The 19806-nt window shown below is 66.7% G+C and carries 15 protein-coding genes; 8 read left to right on the top strand and 7 right to left on the bottom strand.

Annotated features, from left to right (window positions below; translation table 11 throughout):
* Positions 1-89 precede the first annotated feature (89 nt).
* On the bottom strand, positions 90-2066 hold the full coding sequence (gene cysN, locus LL972_RS08515) for a sulfate adenylyltransferase subunit CysN (RefSeq protein WP_228327217.1): 1977 nt from the start codon (positions 2064-2066) through the stop codon (positions 90-92).
* On the bottom strand, positions 2066-2974 hold the full coding sequence (gene cysD / locus LL972_RS08510; protein ID WP_228327216.1) for a sulfate adenylyltransferase subunit CysD: 909 nt from the start codon (positions 2972-2974) through the stop codon (positions 2066-2068). Before cysD ends, cysN begins: the two co-directional genes overlap by 1 nt.
* Positions 2975-3154: 180 nt before the next feature.
* On the opposite strand from cysD, the gene LL972_RS08505 reads away from it, so the two are divergent.
* The 3 genes from LL972_RS08505 to LL972_RS08495 all read left to right on the top strand — a co-directional run bounded on the left by LL972_RS08505 (position 3155) and on the right by LL972_RS08495 (position 7539).
* Positions 3155-5002 carry an assimilatory sulfite reductase (NADPH) flavoprotein subunit gene (locus LL972_RS08505; protein WP_228327215.1) on the top strand — a complete coding sequence of 616 codons (1848 nt, stop codon included), beginning with the start codon at positions 3155-3157 and terminating at the stop codon, positions 5000-5002.
* Positions 5003-5110: 108 nt separating this feature from the next.
* Entirely contained in the window at positions 5111-6817 is a 1707-nt protein-coding gene (cysI, locus tag LL972_RS08500; protein WP_228327214.1) for an assimilatory sulfite reductase (NADPH) hemoprotein subunit, read from the top strand.
* Entirely contained in the window at positions 6814-7539 is a 726-nt protein-coding gene (locus tag LL972_RS08495; protein ID WP_228327213.1) for a phosphoadenylyl-sulfate reductase, read from the top strand. The genes cysI and LL972_RS08495 overlap by 4 nt, the downstream gene beginning before the upstream one ends.
* Before the next feature lie 127 nt (positions 7540-7666).
* Here the strand turns inward: LL972_RS08495 and LL972_RS08490 are convergent, their stop codons facing one another.
* The 3 genes from LL972_RS08490 to LL972_RS08480 all read right to left on the bottom strand — a co-directional run bounded on the left by LL972_RS08490 (position 7667) and on the right by LL972_RS08480 (position 11919).
* Complete coding sequence (locus LL972_RS08490) at positions 7667-9286, bottom strand: PepSY-associated TM helix domain-containing protein (protein ID WP_228327212.1); 1620 nt, start codon at positions 9284-9286, stop codon at positions 7667-7669.
* On the bottom strand, positions 9286-11289 hold the full coding sequence (locus LL972_RS08485; RefSeq protein ID WP_228327238.1) for a TonB-dependent receptor: 2004 nt from the start codon (positions 11287-11289) through the stop codon (positions 9286-9288). Before LL972_RS08485 ends, LL972_RS08490 begins: the two co-directional genes overlap by 1 nt.
* A gap of 195 nt (positions 11290-11484) precedes the next feature.
* Entirely contained in the window at positions 11485-11919 is a 435-nt protein-coding gene (locus LL972_RS08480; protein ID WP_228327211.1) for a DUF2946 family protein, read from the bottom strand.
* Between the two features lie 289 nt (positions 11920-12208).
* Between LL972_RS08480 and LL972_RS08475 the strand changes: the two genes are divergently transcribed.
* Positions 12209-13405, top strand: coding sequence for a GAF domain-containing sensor histidine kinase (locus LL972_RS08475; RefSeq protein WP_228327210.1), 1197 nt, complete (start codon positions 12209-12211; stop codon positions 13403-13405).
* A 548-nt stretch (positions 13406-13953) separates the two neighbouring features.
* Here LL972_RS08475 and LL972_RS08470 read toward each other — a convergent pair.
* The gene (locus tag LL972_RS08470) at positions 13954-14235 is read right to left on the bottom strand and encodes a hypothetical protein (protein ID WP_228327209.1); all 282 of its coding nucleotides are present in this window, start codon (positions 14233-14235) and stop codon (positions 13954-13956) included.
* Positions 14236-14881: 646 nt separating this feature from the next.
* Positions 14882-15865: a LysR family transcriptional regulator gene (locus LL972_RS08465; protein WP_228327208.1), complete on the bottom strand. Its 984-nt coding sequence runs from the start codon at positions 15863-15865 to the stop codon at positions 14882-14884.
* A gap of 163 nt (positions 15866-16028) precedes the next feature.
* Between LL972_RS08465 and cobA the strand changes: the two genes are divergently transcribed.
* From cobA to LL972_RS08445, 4 genes are all read left to right on the top strand, one after another.
* A complete protein-coding gene (gene cobA, locus LL972_RS08460) occupies positions 16029-17234 on the top strand; it encodes a uroporphyrinogen-III C-methyltransferase (RefSeq protein WP_228327207.1) in 1206 nt (401 codons plus the stop codon).
* Positions 17235-17250: 16 nt separating this feature from the next.
* A complete protein-coding gene (gene cysK, locus LL972_RS08455; RefSeq protein WP_228327206.1) occupies positions 17251-18210 on the top strand; it encodes a cysteine synthase A in 960 nt (319 codons plus the stop codon).
* Between the two features lie 231 nt (positions 18211-18441).
* Positions 18442-18918 carry a methyltransferase family protein gene (locus LL972_RS08450; RefSeq protein WP_228327205.1) on the top strand — a complete coding sequence of 159 codons (477 nt, stop codon included), beginning with the start codon at positions 18442-18444 and terminating at the stop codon, positions 18916-18918.
* A 198-nt stretch (positions 18919-19116) separates the two neighbouring features.
* Positions 19117-19656: an O-acetyl-ADP-ribose deacetylase gene (locus LL972_RS08445; RefSeq protein WP_024938170.1), complete on the top strand. Its 540-nt coding sequence runs from the start codon at positions 19117-19119 to the stop codon at positions 19654-19656.
* Positions 19657-19806 lie beyond the last annotated feature (150 nt).

Here is a 19806-nt window from a genome sequence, read left to right as displayed (position 1 = left end):
TTAACGACCTAGCCGCCATGGAGTTGACAGAAAGGGCGTGCTTTGCACCATGACCAAAGACCCTTGCTGTCGTCGGCGCGATGCGCTGGTCAGCGTTCCAATTCGAGGAACTCGAGCACATGACGCGCCAGCGCTTCTACGTTCTCACCATCGGCGTGAAGATGGATCTCCGGCGCCTCCGGTGCCTCGTAGGGCGAATCGATGCCGGTGAAGTTGGGAATCTGCCCGGCCCGTGCCTTGCGGTACAGCCCCTTCACATCGCGCGCCTCGGCAACCGCCAGCGGCACGTCCACGAACACTTCGACGAATTCCCCGTCGTTGAACCGCTCGCGCGCCAGTTGCCGCTCGGCGCGGAACGGCGAAATGAAGCTCACCAGCACGATCAGGCCGGCATCGGCCATCAGCCGCGCCACCTCGGCCACGCGGCGGATGTTTTCCACGCGGTCCTCGTCGGTGAAGCCCAGATCGCGGTTGAGCCCGTGGCGCACGTTGTCGCCGTCCAGGATGAAGGTGTGATAGCCCAGCGCATGCAGGCGCTTGTCGACCAGATTGGCAACGGTGGATTTGCCCGCGCCCGACAAGCCGGTGAACCACAGCACACGCGGGGTCTGGCCCTTGATGCGCGCACGCGCGGCGCGATCCACATCCAGGTGCTGCCAATGCACGTTGCCGGCGCGACGTAGCGCGAACTCCAGCGTGCCGGCGGCCACGGTGGCGTTGCTCTGCCGGTCGATCAGGATAAAGCCGCCCAGCACGCGGTTGCGCGCGTACGGCGAGAACGCAATCGGTTCGTCCAGCGCCAGATTGCAGTAACCCACCTCATTGAGCTCCAGCCGCTTGGCGGCCAGCCGCTCCTGCGTGTTCACATCGACCTTGTGCTTGATCTCGCTGATGCTCGCGGTGACGTTACGCGTGCCGATCTTCAGCCAGTACGGGCGCCCCGGCAGCAAGGCGGCATCGTCCATCCACAGCAGATGCGCGGCGAACTGGTCGGCCACTTCCGGCGGGTCGTCGACGGCGGCGATGATGTCGCCGCGGCTGATGTCGATCTCCTCCCGCAAGGTCAACGTGACCGCCTGGCCGGCGCGTGCGCTGTCCACCTCGCCGTTGGCATCCAGTACCGATGCCACCTGCGTGCGGCGCCCGGACGGCACCACCACCACGGCATCGCCCGCGCGCACCTGCCCGGCCGCAATGGTGCCGGCATAGCCACGAAAGTGCTGGTGGGGACGATTGACCCACTGCACCGGCAGGCGGAAGCCGCTGCCGGCTTCCGGCGTTTCCACGTGCACGGTGTCGAGATGCTGCAGCAGATGCGGGCCGCGGTACCACGGCATCCGCGTCGATGGGCTGGACAAATTGTCGCCAGCCAATGCCGACAACGGAATGCATTGCACATCGGCAATGCCCAACTGTGCGGCCAGCGCGCGATAGCCCTCGGCGATCTCGGCGAACACCTGCGCGTCGTAGTCCACCAGGTCCATCTTGTTGACCGCCAGCACCACGTGGCCGATACCCAGCAACGACACGATGTAACTGTGCCGGCGCGTCTGCGCCAACAGTCCCTTGCGCGCATCCACCAGCACCACCGCCACATCTGCAGTGGAGGCACCGGTGGCCATGTTGCGCGTGTACTGCTCATGCCCGGGGCAGTCGGCGACGATGAACTTGCGCTGGTCGGTATCGAAATAGCGGTACGCCACATCGATGGTGATGCCCTGCTCGCGCTCGGCGGCCAGCCCATCCATCAACAACGCATAGTCGATCCCTTCGCCCTGCGTGCCATGCCGGCGGCTATCGCTCTCCAGCGCGGCAAGCTGATCGTCGAACAGGCGCTTGCTGTCGTACAACAACCGCCCGATCAGCGTGCTCTTGCCATCGTCCACGCTGCCGCAGGTGATGAAGCGCAGTAGCGGCTTGGATTCGTGTTGATGCAGGTAGGCGCTGATCGCGCCGGGAATCGGGAGTCGGGAATCGGGAATCGCAAAGGCGTCCTCCTCCGTCGTAACGCCTGCAGCAAACTGCTGTTGCGAATCCCCAATCCCCAATCCCGATTCCCTGCCCATCAAAAATACCCCTCAAGCTTCTTCTGTTCCATCGACGCACCAGGCGCATGGTCGATCATGCGGCCCTGGCGTTCGGAGCTGGTGCTGACCAGCATTTCGGCGATCACCGCTTCCAGCGTGTCTGCCGTCGATTCGATCGCGCCGGTCAGTGGGTAGCAGCCCAGCGTGCGGAAGCGCACCGAGCGCAGCTGCGGCGTCTCGCCGTCGTGCAGCGGCAGGCGGTCGTCGTCGACCATGATCCAGGCGCCGTCGCGCTCCACCACCGGGCGCGGCGCGGCGAAATACAGCGGCACCACCGGTATCCGCTCGCGGTAGATGTACAGCCAGATATCCAGCTCGGTCCAGTTGGACAGCGGAAACACGCGCACGCTTTCGCCGGGCCTGGTGCGCGCGTTGTACAGATTCCACAACTCGGGCCGCTGGTTCTTGGGGTCCCAGCGATGGCGCGCATTGCGGAACGAGAACACGCGCTCCTTGGCGCGCGATTTCTCCTCGTCGCGGCGCGCTCCGCCGATCGCCGCATCGAAACCGCCCTGCTCCAGCGCCTGCTTCAGGCCCTGGGTCTTCATGATGTCGGTATGCACCGCCGCACCGTGGCTGATCGGGCCGATGTCCTGGGCGATGCCGTCGGGGTTGATGTGCACGCGCAGGTCCACGCCGGTCTCGGCCGCGCGTCGGTCGCGGAAGGCGATCATCTCGCCGAACTTCCAGCGCGTGTCCACATGCAGCAACGGAATCGGTGGCGGCGATGGCGCGAAGGCCTTGAGCAGCAGGTGCAGCAGCACCGAGCTGTCCTTGCCCACCGAATACAGCATCACCGGGGCCCGGAACTCGGCGGCGACCTCGCGCAGGATATGGATGCTTTCGGCCTCGAGCCGATCCAGGTGTGACAGGGGCAACAGGGTCATCAGGGTGTCGTGGGCGTCGGCGGGGCAGACCAGCCGATGGTAGGGCAAGGCGCCGCAGTGTGTGGCGCAGGCCGCCCGTACCCAAATAAGCGGCCGGCATAACGCGATAACGGCTCATCCTTTCTGGCCGGCGCAACGCTTCCCTAACATCACTGGTCTCATCAACCGCCCTGGATCCGAATGACCGCCGCCAGTTCCGCGCTACCGCCCAGCCCCTTGCCCGACGAGCGCAAGGCGCTGCTGGAACGGTTGGTCGACGGCCTGGATGCTGCGTCGCTGTGGTGGCTGTCCGGTTACACCGCCGGGCTGGCGCAGGGCCAGCCACCGCGCTCGCTGGCGGTGTTGCCGGGCGGCCAGCCGCACGCGCTGGCGCAGGAGAGCCAGCGCCTGACTGTGCTGTACGGCAGTCAGACCGGCAATGCCCGCCGGGAAGCCGAGCAGCTGGCGAGCGAGGCCGAGGCCGCCGGCTTGAGCGTGCGTCTGCTGCGCGCCGACCAGTACCCCACCCGCGAACTGGCCAGCGAGCGGCTGCTCTACGTGGTCATCAGCACCCAGGGCGAGGGCGACCCGCCGGACGATGCGATCGGTCTGGTGGAATTTCTGGCCAGCCGCCGCGCGCCCAAGCTGCCCGAGCTCAAGTACGCAGTACTGGGCCTGGGCGATTCCAGTTACGCGGAATTCTGCGGTATCGCACGCCGCATCGACGACCGCCTGGCCGAACTTGGCGGCAGCCGCGTTCAGCCGCGCGGCGAAGCCGATCTGGATATCGACAGCGTCGCTGCTCCCTGGCGCGCGCAAGCGCTCAAGCACGCACGCGAGCAGCTCAAGAGCGGCCCGCCATCGGCCACCATCACGCCATTACGCAGCAGCGCGGCCGCGCCGGTGTGGTCACATCAGCAGCCCTTCCCCGCTGAATTGCTGGCCAACCAGATCATCAGCGGGCGCGACTTCAAGGGCCCGCAGTTCCGCGTCTACGCCTTGCCGAGCAAGCGCGTGCGCCATCTGGAATTCTCGCTGGAAGGCAGCGGACTGAGCTATGAGCCCGGCGATGCGCTGGGCATCCGTCATCGCAATCCGCCCGCGCTGGTGGATGCAGTGCTGCAGACGCTGCGCCTGGATGGTCATGCCGCGGTCACCGTCGGCGAAGAGACTCTGGCCTTGCACGAGTGGCTGGCCACCCGGCGCGAACTGACCAAGCTGTCGCGGCCGCTACTGGCCGCACATGCCGAGCGTGCGCGCGCCGACGAGCTGCAAGCGCTGCTCACCCCGACCCAGACCGCCGGCCTGGCGTCATTGCTCGCCGATCATCAGCTGATCGACGTGCTGCGACGCTGGCCGGCGGATTGGGACCATGCCGGCCTGCTGGCCGCGCTGCGTCCGCTCACCCCGCGCCTGTACTCGATCGCCTCCAGCCGCAAGCGCGTGGGCGAGGAGGTGCATCTGGTCGTGGACGAGCTCACCTACCAGGCGCACGGGCATGCGCACCTGGGCTCGGCCAGCGGCTTTCTTGCCGCACTGTGCGAAGGCGATACCGCACCGGTCTACATCGAGCCGAACGAGCGTTTCCGGGTGCCAGCCGATACCGATCGCGACATTCTGATGATCGGCCCTGGCACCGGCGTGGCGCCGTTCCGCGGCTTCGTGCAGGAACGCGCCGAAACCGGCGCCAAGGGCCGCAACTGGCTGTTCTTCGGCGCCCAGCACTTCAATACCGATTTCCTCTATCAGGCCGAATGGCAACAGGCCTTGCAGCGCGGCGAACTGCACGCGCTGGAGCTGGCGTTCTCACGCGACCAGGCGGAAAAGATCTACGTGCAGCATCGCCTGCGCGCGCGCGGCGCCGAGGTCTACGCCTGGCTGCAGGGCGGCGCGCATCTATACGTGTGCGGTGCCATCGGCATGGGCAAGGACGTGCACGCCGCCCTGCTCGACATCGTTGCCACCCACGGCGCGCTGGATGCGGAAGCCGCCGCGGCATATCTCACCCAGCTGCAGGTGGAGGGGCGGCATGCGCGCGATGTCTATTAGTGCCGGGAATCGGGAGTGGGAAATCGGGAATCGGTACAGCCCGCGACTGACCTCTCCTGGCAGACCAAGCAGCTTTTTACGATTCCCCATTCCCGACTCCCGATTCCCATGACCCATTCCGTCGAAGACATCAAATCCGAAAGTCGCCGTCTGCGCGGGTCGCTGGAACAGAGCCTGGCCGATGCGGTGACCGGGGCGTTGCGTGAGGACGATCAGACCCTGATCAAGTACCACGGCAGCTACCAGCAGGACGATCGCGATATCCGCGATGAGCGGCGTCGGCAAAAGCTTGAACCGGCGTATCAGTTCATGATCCGCACCCGTACGCCGGGTGGGGTGATCTCGCCTACGCAGTGGCTGGCGCTGGATGGCATCGCCACGCGGTACGCCAATCATTCGCTGCGCATCACCACACGCCAGGCGTTCCAGTTCCATGGTGTGATCAAGCGCGAACTCAAGGCGACCATGCAGGCGATCAACGCCACCTTGATCGACACGCTGGCCGCCTGCGGCGATGTCAATCGCAATGTGCAGGTCGCCGCCAATCCGCTGCTGTCGCAGGCGCATGCCACGCTGTATGCCGATGCCGCGCGGGTGTCCGAGCACCTGTTGCCCAACACCCGTGCGTATTACGAGATCTGGCTGGACGAAGAGCGCGTGTTCGGCTCCGGCAACGAAGAAGAGCCGATCTACGGCGACCGTTATCTGCCGCGCAAGTTCAAGATCGGTTTCGCCGCGCCGCCGCTCAACGATGTAGACGTGTTCGCCAACGACCTGGGCTTCATCGCGATCCTGCACAACGGCGAGTTGCTCGGCTACAACGTCAGTATCGGCGGCGGCATGGGCGCCAGCCATGGCGATGCGGAAACCTGGCCGCGGGTAGCCAATGTCGTCGGGTTTGTCACCCGCGATCAGTTGCTGGATGTCGCCACCGCCGTGGTCACCACCCAGCGCGACTTCGGCAACCGTGCGGTGCGCAAGCGCGCGCGCTTCAAGTACACCATCGACGATCACGGCCTGGACACCATCGTGGCCGAGATCGAACGTCGTGCCGGCTTTGCGCTGCAACCCGCCAGGCCGTTCGTGTTCGAGCACAACGGCGATCGCTACGGCTGGGTCGAGGGCGACGATGGTCTGTCGCATCTGACCCTGGCCCTGCCTGCCGGGCGCATCGCCGATACCGACACCGCTGCGCACCTGAGCGGCCTGCGGGCGATTGCGCAATTGAATGTCGGCCAGTTCCGCATGACGCCCAACCAGAACCTGGTCATCGCCGGCGTGCTGGCCAGCGCGCGCGCGCGCGTCGATGCCCTGGTCGCGCAATACGGCCTGGATGCCGGCAATCGCGCGCCCACCGCGCTGGCACGCGGCGCAATGGCCTGCGTGTCGCTGCCGACCTGCGGCCTGGCGATGGCCGAGGCCGAACGCTACCTGCCCGATTTCAGCGCGGCCCTGCAGCCGGTGCTGGAGCAACACGGGCTGGCCGACACCCCGATCGTGCTGCGCGTGTCCGGCTGCCCGAATGGCTGCTCGCGCCCGTATCTGGCCGAGATCGCGTTGGTGGGCAAGGCACCGGGCCGCTACAACCTGATGCTGGGCGGCGACCGCCGCGGCCAGCGCCTGAACACGCTGTACCGCGAAAACATCACCGAAGCGGACATTCTCGCCGCACTGGAACCGCTGCTGGCGCGCTATGCGGCCGAACGCGATCAGGCCGGCGACGAAGGCTTCGGCGATTTCCTGCATCGCAGCGGCCTCATCGCCCTGCCGCCCTACCCCACACACCGTCACCTCGACCTGGAATTGCTCGCATGACCGCGCTGCCTGCTGCATCGATCACTGCGTCCGCGCTGGACGACCTGGACGCGCTCAACGCACAGCTGGAAGGCCTGCGCGCCGACGAGCGCGTGGCCTGGGCACTGCAACACGGCCCGCAGGAGGCGGCGCTGTCGTCCAGCTTCGGCGCGCAGTCGGCGGTCACGCTGCACCTGCTCACCCAGCAGCGCCCGGACATTCCGGTGATCCTGATCGATACCGGTTACCTGTTCCCGGAGACCTACCGGTTTGCCGACGCGCTGACCGACCGGCTCAAGCTCAATCTCAAGGTGTACCGCCCGCTGGTCAGCCGTGCCTGGATGGAGGCGCGCCACGGGCGTCTATGGGAACAGGGCATGGTCGGCATCGACCAGTACAACAACCTGCGCAAGGTCGAGCCGATGCGCCGCGCGCTGGACGAGCTCAACGTGGGCACCTGGTTCACTGGTTTGCGCCGCAGCCAGTCCGGCGGACGCGCACAGACGCCGATCGTGCAAAAGCGCGGCGAGCGCTACAAGGTCAGCCCGATCGCCGACTGGACCGACCGCGACGTGTGGCAATACCTGCAGGCGCACGACCTGCCGTATCACCCGCTATGGGAACAAGGCTACGTGTCCATCGGCGACTTCCACACCACGCGCCGCTGGGAACCGGGCATGCGCGAGGAAGACACGCGCTTCTTCGGGTTGAAGCGCGAGTGCGGCATCCACGAGGACATCTGAGCAGCACGCATCGCGCGCCTGTCACGGAGCGCAGGCGCCACCACACGTCGCGTCTGCCGGTGGGCACACCGCCAAGCGCGTCACGGCCCCGGCAAATCCTCAGCGCATTGAAGTGACGCGCAAGCGCTCATGGCGCGAGGCCAGGCGTCTGATTGCGCTGCATGCAGTAGCGATCCAGCAGCCACATCAGCACCAACGACACCCCGACCAACGGGAAGATCAGCCCGCAGATCACCAACAGCACCAGCAGACCGCGCAGCGTGCGCGGATCTGCCGGCAACGGCGGCACGCCCAGGCCGCCGACCGGGCGACGTTTCCACCACATCACCGCCGCGCTCACGCACAGCAGCACGATCGCCGCGCAGGCCAGCAACAGGATCACCTGATTGGCCGTGCCGTATTGCTGGCCCAGATGCACGTTGATGCCCCATTCCAGCGCGCGCCCCACTGGCCCGTAATCGCGATAGCGCATGTCCAGCAGCACCGCACCGCTGTACTGATCCAGATGGATCACGCGCTGGCGCTGCAGGTCGGCCGGATACACCGAGGCGGTATATACCCCGGTGGCGCCACGCGGTGGCGAGACGCTGTAGCCCGGCATGATGCGGAGCGCATCGAACCGCGCCATCGCCGCATCCAGCCCGATTGCACCGTGACCGGGCGCAGCGACATGCCCGGTGCCGCCGTGGGCGGCATGTTCCGACTGCACCGCGTGTTGTGAAGGGCTTGGCTGTTCCGCGTGTTCCGCGTGTTCCGCGTGTTCCGCGTGTTCCGAGTGTTCCGAGTGTTCCGAGTGTTCCGAGTGTTCCGAGTGTTCCGAGTGTTCCGAGTGTTCCGAGTGTTCCGCATCCGCCAGCGTCACACCCGCCCGCCCGTTATGCAGACCCTCATCCACCCCCACGGCTCCACGCCCAGGCACCACAGATTCCGGCACGCGCGCCTGCCGCAGCGACCACGCCGGATCTGTCGTCTCGGACAAGCGCTGTTGCGACATCGGCTGCTGCACCCGCAGACCGGCCGGATACCCGAAATCCTGCCCGTTGACCCAGCGATTGACCTGCGCGCCCCACAGCCACGACCACGGCATCCCGGTCAGCGCCAGGAACAGCAACACCGCACCGACGCCCGCGCCGGTGACCGCATGCAGATCGCGCCAGAACAGCCGCTGCGCCGGCTTGCCGCGTACGCTGACCACTCCGCCGCGGCGCCCGCGCGGCCACCACAGATACACGCCGGTCAACACCAGCACGATTGCCCAGCCGGCCGCCATTTCGATCAAGCCGCGCGCGAACGGCCCGACCAACGCGAGACTGTGCAGCCGGCGAATCGTCCAGGCCAACGTGCCATGCTCGGGCAGCGCGCCGAGCACGCGTGCGCGATACGGATCGACATACACCACCTGCCGCACACCGTGCGTATCAACCAGCCCGATCTCGGCACTGGCATCGGCGCGTCCGGGCGTGGTGTAGCGAAATAACGTGCCGACGTACCTGCGCTGCGCCGCATCGACCAGGCGTTGCGCAGACACCCGCACCTCGCCCACCGGCACGACCTTCAACCCATGGTGCACGCTGCGGTCGATCGCATCCTGATACAGGAACGCCGCACCGGTCAGCGCCAGCCAGATGATGAAAGGCAGCACCAGCAAACCGGCATAGAAATGCCAGCGCCACACCGCGCGATAAAAGCGCCAGCGGCCGTCCCGGCGCGGATCGATAACGCTGTCATCCACCGTGATTGCGCGCATCAGAAGCTCCAGTCCCACGACAGCGACAGCGCACGTCCATCGCCAGGCGAATAGCCGGAACTTCCCGTGTCGTACCACGCATATACGTACGCGCGATCGGCGACATTGCGCAGCTGCAGGCTGAGCGCATTGCGTGCATCCAGGTTCCAGCGCGCGCCCAGATTGAGCAGGGCGTAACCACCGGTGCGGCCCAGCGTATTGCTGCGCTCCAGATAATAATCGCCTTGCGCATTGCCCCAGGCACTCAGCTGCACGGCCGCAGTGAGCTGCCACTCCAGCCCGGCGGTGGCCAGCCAGTGCGGCACGTTCTCGATCTCCTTGCCGCGTGTGGCCGGCGCACTCGGGTCGGGCGTGGCAATGCTGGCCTTCTGCCGCGAATACGACATCCAGGCCCGCCAGTGTTCGGCCGGCTGCAGATTCAATTGCGCATCCCAGCCGCGCCGCAGCGTGCGCCCGACATTGGCCACATCGCCGACACCGGCCACGCCGTTCACTCCCAGAATGGTGGCGACTTCACCGGACGCGCGCTGTTCCCAATACGCAAGGCGCCCGTCCATCACCGCCGATGGCGCGAACTTGAAACCGGCCTCCCAGCCGTCGTTGATCGATGGGCCCAGATTGCCGGGCTGGCGACGATACGCGCCATCGCCGCTGCCGATCTGGAAGCTACGCCCCCAGTTGGCGTACATGCTGCTCTGCCCGACAAGCCGATAGCTGGCACTGAACTTGGGCTGCTTGATGGTGCCGTAGTCGTAGGTCGGTGCGTAAATACCGGCACGCACATCGTGCAGCTGCCCATTGACGCGGTCGATGCGATAGCCTGGCACCAGCTGCAGCCGCTCGACCGGGGTCAGCACCGCCTGTACGTAGGCTCCGCGCGTGCGCAGGTCGTACTCCCAATCGCGCAGTTGTGCACCGCGCACCCGTGCCACCGTGCGGTAACGCTGCGACTGATTGTCCTGCCACTGCGCGTCCACGCCGGCTTCGAGATTGGCCGCCAGCGCGCCCCAATCCGGTTGCCAGTTGCCGCGCAACAGCAGGCCGCGATGGGTTTCATCGGTATCGCGTTCCTGCTGCAGGCCGGCGGCAGAAAACCGCACCCAGCGCCGATTGCGGTAGTCGTTATGGTAGGCCTTCACGCTCCACTGCGCAGCGGCACCCAGCGTGCCGTCCGCATGCAATGCGGTCTGCCGCAGCTGACGTTCGCTGCGATCGTCCTGCGCATAATCCGGCGAACTGCGCGGCACCGCGCGCGCAGTGGCTGCATCCAGATAACCCGCTTCCAGCGCATGATTGTCGTAGTAACGCGTGGTGAGCCCGGCCCGGAACGCACCATCGGGGTCGGTATAGAACCACTTGCCGGCCACGCTGCGTTTGCGCGCGTCGGCATGCTCGCGATAGCCATCGGAGTCGCGCCAGGCCAGCACATAGTTCTGGCTCCACGCGCCCTGTTCGAAACCCTTGCCCAGCTGCACCTCGCGCGCACCGAAACTACCCGCCGCCACGCTCAGGCGGCCATCGTTGCCGCCGCTACGGGTCAGCACATCCACGCTGCCGGCGATCGCATGCAAACCGTAGCGCGCATCGTTGGTGCCGCGCACGATCTCGATCGCGCTGATGTCCTGCGCAAACACCGCATCCAGATACGGCATGCCGCCGGCGTTGTCATTGCTGGGGATACCGTCGATCAGCAGCTTCACCGCATTGATCCGTCCTTCGCCGTTGAAACCACGGAACGAGAACCGCCCCGCGTCGGTGCCCATGCGGAACTGGGTGACCTGCACACCCGGCGCGCGCATCAGCAATTCCCAGCTGTAGTCCACGTGTTGATCGTGCAGCAGTTCGCCATCGATCACATCCACCGAACTCAGCACGCGTGCCGTGCTCGGGCTGCGCTGGGGCTGCGCGCTCACCTGCACCTTGCCCAAGGTCAATGCCGCATCCTGCGCCTGCACATTGCAGGCAGGTCCCCACACCAGCGCCAACGATGGCGCGTACCACAGCGTTTTCAATAATCGCAACCGCATGACCAACCCTCGCCGTGCCGGCACGGCAACACCGCCGTGCGCCGCGGCATGGCAGCGGGCACAGGCATCACTTCAGGAAAACGGGTCGTCCGTGCAGCGGCGTGCAGGCGTGCCAGAAGATCGGGCACGCAATCGCTACACCGCAACGGACGCCCGCAATGGGGCCAAGACTCACGCGTGCAGCGGTGGCCCACGTGCCCCGAGCGCGGCCCATCGCACCATCGATGCTGCGCGTGCCTGCCAGTGCACCGGCGCTGGCGCCTGCCGCAGCTGCAGCAGGTACAACACCAACAGCGCCAGCCACGGCAGCAGGCGCGCGGCCAGCACGCAGTAATCGCAGGCTTCGCCGTGCGCGCCGGCGTGTTCGCCGGTATGCGGCTTGGCTGGCGATGCAGCGGCGTCGTGCTGATGCGCGGCCGTCTGCGCCGGCATGGCCTGGTGGCCCGCATGCAGCGAACCGCCCGCGTCCAGCGCCGGCCCGCTCATGCACATCGGCTCGACCGACGGCGCCTGGCTCCAACGGCTGATCAACGGCGCCACCAGCATCAACATCACCGCCAGACAGGCAAGCAGGTGCAGGCAATGCTGGCGAGAGAGCAAACGCATTGCGCGAGTGTAAGCCGCCACATGCCGCGGGGCGATGGTGGCGGCCGGTGCGCGACCGCATGTCGCACCCGCGAGCATCGGTCGCCTTGCAGCCAGACTGGCCAGCGGCATCTGCCGACCCGCTCGCGAACCTCGCCAACGCGCAGTTACAGGCACAGTCCTGAAGCGTCGATGCACCGCCGTTGTCGAGGTCGGCAGTCACAGTTCCAGTAATGGACGTGACAGTGGACACATGCCAGCCCCTGGCATGCCCTATGCTTATACGTCACTCCATCCACCCTGCGCGCGCATGAGTACCGTCCTGTCCGATCCAGCGGCCGAGCCCTTTCCCTGCGCTGCCAAGCCACCGAGCGAGGCGTTGCGCCTGCAGGCGCTGCGCAGTTACGGCATTCTCGACACGCCGCGCGAGGCCGCCTTCGAAGACATCACCAGGCTCGCCTCGATCATCTGCCAGACCCCGATCGCGCTGATCAGCCTGGTGGATGCCGACCGTCAGTGGTTCAAGAGCGAGCTCGGCATGGGCGAGCGCGAAACGCCGCTGTTCAAGTCGATGTGCGCGCATGCGCTGCTCGACAGCGACGTGCTGGTGGTCCCGGACACCCGTGAGGATGTGCGCTTCGCGCGCAATCCGCTGGTGACCGGCGAGGCGCCGCTGTACTTCTATGCCGGCGCCGTACTCAAGACCAGCGAGGGCCTCCCGCTGGGCACCGTCTGCGTACTCGACCGCCAGCCGCGCCAGCTCAGCGACGAACAGGTCGATGCCCTGCGCGCACTCGCGCGCCAGACCATGGCGCAGCTGGAACTGCGCCGCGCGCTGCGGGTGGCCGAAGAATCCGACCGCTACCGCAGTCGCCTGATGGCGATCGCCGGGCACGACCTGAAAACCCCGCTGCGCACCGCCGCCTACGCCATCGACAAGATGCGCCGGCATGCCAATGTCGATTCCATTCCGACCCTGGTCACCGCGCGCGATGCGATCAATCTGGTGGCGCGTAACCTCGACGAGCTGGCCACCCTGGCCGCCGCCAGCGAGACCGCCTCACCGGATCTGCAGCCGCTGGCACTGGAAGACGTGCTGCATGCGGTGCTCGGCGTGTGGCGGCAGCCGGCGATCGACAAATGCCTGGCCTTGCGCCACGTGCCCACCTCGCTGCGCGTGCGCAGCCACCCGACCCTGCTGACCACGCTGCTCGGCAACCTGATCGGCAATGCCATCAAATACACCGAACGCGGACGCGTGTTGGTCGGCACCCGTCGCCGCCCTGGCTACGCGGTGGTGGAAATCATCGACAGCGGCATCGGCCTGAACCTGGACCACCCCGAACAGGTGTTCCAGGCCTTCCGCCAGGCCGACCCGCGCAGCGACGGCTTGGGCATCGGCCTGTGGATCGTGCACCGCACCGCCGAAACCCTGGGCTGCGACGTGGAGGTGCGTCCACGCCCGAGCGGCGGCACCTGCTTTTCGGTACGCATCCCGCTGGCCTGACAACGGCGCTCGATCGGGCCGCGCCAGACCGCCGCCCCCGCGCAGCAGATTGCGCCGGCTTGCCAGCGCCGCGCAGACCGGCACTCCACCCAGCCGATATCGCAAAAAAAAGGCGGACCCGGGCTCCCGACCCGGATCCGCCGCCAAGCACGCCAGGTCTCTCCCCAGGGACCCGGGTGCGCCAGTCGCTCCATTGCGCAGCCTCGCGCAACGGTGATGCGACAGCGCTGGCAACCGCTTGACGACACCGACCAACAGACCGGCCACGCGATGTACCGCATCGCCGGTCCTGTGCCGTCCACCCCTAGACGTCCGAGAGTGTCGCGTTATGGTTGCTATAAGGATTTACGACAGCGCAGCACCCAACTTGATGCGGCCAGACCACGCCGCCGCCGCCACCCTGACAGCTGTAGGGAGAATCACTGACAGCGTGCAGTCCGGTTAGCACAGGAAATCAGGCAGGTCATTGATAACGCGATGGTTTTTGTGGCAAGCGGGCGCTGCGGCGCAGCATTCCGATGTGCTGTCGCTGGTCACCCTCGACCGTCTCAACCCTCGGGATCGGCGGCATCCTGGCGTGCGAACCAGTCCGCCGAATGCACCTCGTCTGCCGCAACCTCCAACAGCTGGCGCAGCACCGCCAGCGGAATCTGCACCTGGACGCCATCGGCCTGCACTGCCACCCATAGCGACTCGTCCCGGGCATCAGCCAATACCGTCAGTACCGCATGCTCGCGTCCCTCGATGCTTGCCGACAGCTGCAAGGCCATGCCGCCGTCCTGATCGGGCAACCACAGCCGGCTCAGTGGTGGACGCAGTGGCTCGGTCATCGGTTTCAGCGCCTCACAGTGGCAAACGGGGATCGCGTGCAGCCAACCGGGTCGGTACACCTGCGCGCAGACCGCAGTGTACGAACAGTCGCCATCGATTCCGAACACTGACCGCCGGCATGACGCAGTTGCACAGTTGCTACGTGGACGTACTTGCGGTGGGTCTTATGCTGGTACGCGCGCAAGCGCCCGCAGCTGAAACCGGCAGACATCGTCTGCGGGGTCGATCGATGCGTTGTGCCGCACCCGGATGCAGCAACACCTCCACTCTTCACCACAGCTAATTGGCAGGCAATGCCCTCGCGTTGTTCCTGCAGCCACCGACAATAAACGGTGGCGCTTGCGCGTACCGGGGTGGGACCTTGAGCGGCATGGATGCCGCGCCAGAGCCTTATCTGTTCGGATTCTGGCAGTTTGGGCGTCGAGAGCCGGCGTGGGCCACGCCGGTATGCGCGCAAGCGCCCCCGGTGACCGAAGCATTCCCCAAACACAGCAGACTTCATGATCAAGTCTGGTCGACGCGCGGCAGCACATCGGCAGGTAATGCCTTCGCTTTTTCTGCAGCCATCGGCAACATCCGAAGGTACTTGCACGCGTGCAGCCTTCGATAGCGGCTCAACACGCGAATCGTCACCGTCACAACCGCTCAGCTGGTAATGGTCTGGGTCAGCGATTCCCAGGTCGGCGGCAGTGGCCAGGCCGGGGCCTGGTTGCCGTCCAGCACGCGGCGCAGGTCGCGCTTGTCGATCTGCGGCGCCAGCACGTGCACCAGATCCAGTGCGTAGTCGCGCAGCACGCGGTCGCGCGGCAGCACCGCCCAGGCGATGCACTCGGCGATCGGCGGCGGTGCCGCCCAGGCGCGCAGGTCCTCGTCGCTGGCGCTGACCGCCATCTCCGCCACCAACCCGACACCCAGCCCGGCACGCACGTAGGTCTTGATCAGATCCGCATCCAGCGCGGTCAGCGCGATGCTCGGCTCCAGGCCGACCTGCGCAAACGCGCGCTGCAGCGACGAGCCCGGCCGCGTGGAGGATTCGTAGCTGATCAATGGGTGCTGCGACAAGGCCTGCATGTCCGGCGCGGTGCGCGCCTGATCCAGCGGATGGCCGCGCGGCACGATCACCAGTCGACGCCAGCGATACAGCGGCACCGCGATACCGGCGCTCGGTTCGCCGCCGGCGGTGCTGACCACCGCGATATCCGCATCGCCCTGGCTGAGCAGGTCCAGCGCCGCGCTTTCGGCGGCCTGCTGCAGGTGCACGCTGACCTGCGGATAGGCGTGCTTGATCTGCGCCACCGCCGGCGGCAGCACGAAGCGCGCCTGGGTGTGGGTGGTGGTCAGGGTCAGCTGGCCCTGGCTCTCGCGGCGCTGGTTGGCCGCATAGGTGCGGATGTTGTTGGCTTCCGACAACACCGAGCGCGCGCGCTCGATCACCTCCACGCCGGCCGGCGTCACCGCATCCAGGCTGCGCCCCTTGCGCACGAACAGCAGAAAGCCCAGTTCGTCCTCCAGCTGCTTGAGCTGCTTGGACAGCCCGGGTTGGGTCGCATGCACACGCGCGGCGGCGAGCGTGATGTTGAGCTCGGCATCGGCGATGGCGACCAGATAGCGAAGTTGGGTCAGCGTCATGGGCTTATATCCAAAAAAGCGCGAGGCGCCACGAAGGACTCGACTGTAGAGGAGTTCTGCGGGCCAGCTTATAACCGAACGCTATTTTCAGGGTGTATGAAGTCATTTCCGACGGCTATATGCCGGCGTTACGGTCTTCCCCTCCCTTATCGATGCGCTGGCCGTGCCCTCTGTGTTCCCGCTTCTTGCCGACCTGCGTGGCCGTGCCGTCCTGGTGATCGGCGGCGGCGCCGAGGCCGAGCACGCCACCGCTGCGCTGTTGCAGGCCGGCGCACTGCCATTGGTGGGCGCGCCGGAACTCAGCCCGCAACTGCGCGACTGGGCGCAGGCCGGGCGGCTGCGCTGGCTGGTGGGACGGTTCGAGCCGGCATGGCTGGAGCTGCCCGATCAACCGGTCTGGCTCACCATCGCCGCCAGCACTGCGCCCGACCTCAACGACGCCTTGCGTGCCGCGGCCAGCGCGCGCCGCCTGCTCACCCACGACGCCACGCCTGCCGCTTCGGCAGCGCCATCTGCGCGGGCCCCGGCACCCCGCACCGCGGTCGGCCAGCTCGCCCCCGGTAGCGTGACCCTGGTCGGTGCCGGCCCCGGCGATCCCGGCCTGCTCACCCGGCATGCCTTGCGCGCGCTGCGTCAGGCCGATGTGCTGCTCTACGATCGCCTGGTCAGCCCGCAGATCCTGCAACTGGCCAGGCGCGACGCACTGCGCGTGGAAGTCGGCAAGGCCGCCCAGGGCCACAGCACGCGCCAGGAGCAGATCCACGCACTAATGCGCGAGCATGCGCGCGCCGGTCGCCGCGTGGTGCGGCTGAAAGGCGGCGACCCGTTCGTGTTCGGCCGCGGCGGCGAAGAGCTGGAATTCCTGCGCGCGCACGGCATCGGCTTCCAGGTCATTCCCGGCATCACCGCCGCGATCGCCTGCGCCGCCTACGCCGGCATTCCGCTCACCCATCGCGACCACGCGCAGTCGCTGCGGCTGATTACCGCGCACTGCAAGGATTCGCTGGACACACTGGACTGGCAGGCGCTTGGCCAGGAACGCCAGACCCTGGCCTTCTACATGGGCGTGGCCGGCCTGGAGGGCATCCAGCAGCGGCTGCTGCAGGCAGGTCGCGCGCCAACCACCCCATTCGCGCTGGTGGAAAACGGCTCGCGCCCCCAGCAACGCGTGATCACCGGCACCCTCGCCAGCCTGGCCGCCACCGCGCAGCAGCACGCCGTGCGCGCCCCGGCGTTGCTGATCCTGGGCGAGGTCGCCGGGCTGGCCGCCAGCCTGCACTGGTTCGGCGCAGCGCCGTTGACCGCGCGGCCGCCTCCGCACTCACCCATCGCAACGCCCGACGCGCCCACACTCGCCCACGCAGCCTGATTCCGACGGAGACCCCATGGCCCTGTACGACAACATCCTCGACACCATCGGCCGTACCCCGGTGGTCAAGCTCCATCGCCTCGCACCCGAGCACGTGACCCTGTACGTCAAGGTCGAGTCGTTCAATCCGGGCGGCTCGGTCAAGGACCGCCTGGCGCTAGCGATCATCCTCGATGCCGAACAGCGCGGCCTGCTCAAGCCCGGCGATACCATCGTCGAGGCCACCTCCGGCAATACCGGCGTGGCGCTGGCGATGGTGGCCGCCGCGCGCGGCTACAAGTTCGTCGCCACCATGGTGGAAACCTTCTCCATCGAACGCCGCAAGCTGATGCGCGCCTATGGTGCCAAGGTGATCCTGACCCCGGCGGCCGAGCGCGGCAGCGGCATGGTGCGCAAGGCCAAAGAGCTGGCCGAGCAGCATGGCTGGTTCCTGGCCAGCCAGTTCGCCAACCCGGCCAATCCGGCCTACCACCGCAATACCACCGCCGCCGAAATCCTGCGCGACTTCGCCGGCCACCGGCTCGACCATTTCGTCACCGGCTGGGGCACCGGCGGCACGCTCACCGGCGTGGGCGAAGTGCTGCGCGTGGCCCGCCCGGAAGTGCGCATCACCGCCACCGAGCCGGCCGGCGCTGCGCTGTTGCAGGGCCAGGACTGGAAGCCGCACAAGATCCAGGGCTGGACCCCGGACTTCGTACCGGAAGTGCTCAACCGCGAGGTCGCCCACGAAGTGCTGAGCGTGGAAGACACCGACGCGATCAACGTGGCGCGCCGTCTGGCCGCCGAGGAAGGCATCTTCACCGGCATCTCCGGCGGCGCCACCGTCGCCACTGCATTGCGCGTGGCCGAAAGCGCGGTGCCCGGCGCAGTGGTGCTGGCGATGCTGCCCGATACCGGCGAGCGCTATTTTTCCACGCCGCTGTTTGCCGACATCAACGAAGGCTCCGACGACGATTGGTTGGCCGGTCTGCCCTGATCGATCACGCCGTTGCTTTGCATGCACAGGCCGCGCCCACAGCGCGGCCTGTTTGCTTGTGGCCGATCCGGCATCGCCCCGGCCTTCTTCGACGTGCGCTCGCGTGGTACCGCAGAGACATCCGATACCACGGCGCATGCGTGGCTGCGTAGCGCACACCCCGACCTGCGCATACTCCCGTCCGTGTCAAGGAAACGTTAAGATGGCGGATGTAATACAGGGAGAACTGCCGTGAGCAACCAGCCGTATGGACACAGCGACACCCGCGTTTCGCGGGCACCATGGCTGGTCAAGATCACCTCGCCCGCGCACTTCGCGCTGGCCCTGGGCCTGGGCGCCTGGCTGCAGAGCGCACTGGAGCTGCCATTGCCTGCGCCCATGCCGTTGGCCTGTCTCGGGCTGGCACTGGCAATGAGCTGCTTCCTCCTGTTCGCGCGTCGGCACACCACCATCATGCCCAGCGGTCATCCCTCGCGGCTGGTGCTCGACGGCCCGTACCGTTTCACCCGCAACCCGATGTATCTGGCGCTGGTGCTCAGCTATGTCGGCCTGTGCCTGCAGCTTGGCCTGCTGTGGGCGGTCGCGTTGCTGCCGCTGCCCTGGCTGGCCCTGCAGCTGTATGTGATTCCGTTCGAAGAGGCACGTCTGCGCAACGAATTCGGCCGCCACTACAGCGCCTACTGCGCGCGCGTCCGCCGCTGGCTGTAAGTCCTCTAACGCCGGAATATGGCTGATCGACGATTGAGCCGATCGATCGCATTGACGTGTTCACGCGCTTCCCGTCGCGCGACCGCCACAGCCGTTTTCGGCAATCGCAGCAGATGAGATGAATGGGCGATAGCGTGCCCATTCCGCAACGCGCGCCCCATCACGCGTTCCTCATGCAAATCCCATAATTATCGCGCTATGAAGATTGAAGTCTGGCAAGGCGACATCACCGAACTCGACGTTGACGTCATCGTCAACGCCGCCAACGAATCATTGCTGGGCGGTGGCGGCGTGGATGGCGCCATCCATCGCGCAGCCGGCCCACGTCTGCTGCAGGCCTGCGAAGCATTGCCGCAAGTGCGTCCGGGCGTGCGTTGCCCCACCGGCGAAATCCGCATCACCGACGGATTTGATCTCAAGGCGCGCCATGTCTTTCATACCGTCGGCCCGGTCTGGCGCGACGGCAAGCATAACGAGCCGGAACAACTGGCCAACTGCTACTGGCAGTCGTTGAAGCTGGCCGAACAGATGATGCTGCATTCGATCGCATTTCCGGCGATCAGCTGCGGAATCTATGGCTATCCGCTGTACCAGGCCGCGCGCATCGCCGTGACCGAAACCCGCGACTGGCAGCGCTCGCACAAGGTGCCAAAGCACATCGTGCTGGTGGCCTATAACGAGGCAACGTTCAAGGCCTACCAGCAAGCGCTGGCTGCGCAGGAAACCGCTGCCGCCTGACGCCTGCAATGCAGACGTTAGGCAATGACGAGCGCCGCGAGGCGCTCGCTGCGTTTGGTAAGTCGTGCAGGCGCAACGCGATTTACACAAACAAAAACGCCGGCATCGCTGCCGGCGTTTTTTTGCTACGTTCGATCCGGCCGCAAAGCG

The organism is Xanthomonas campestris pv. asclepiadis (assembly GCF_020784175.1).
Taxonomy (GTDB): Bacteria; Pseudomonadota; Gammaproteobacteria; order Xanthomonadales; family Xanthomonadaceae; genus Xanthomonas; species Xanthomonas campestris_D.
The sequence above is the reverse complement of the archived record's forward strand: the minus strand, read 5'-3'. Positions and strand labels throughout refer to the sequence as shown.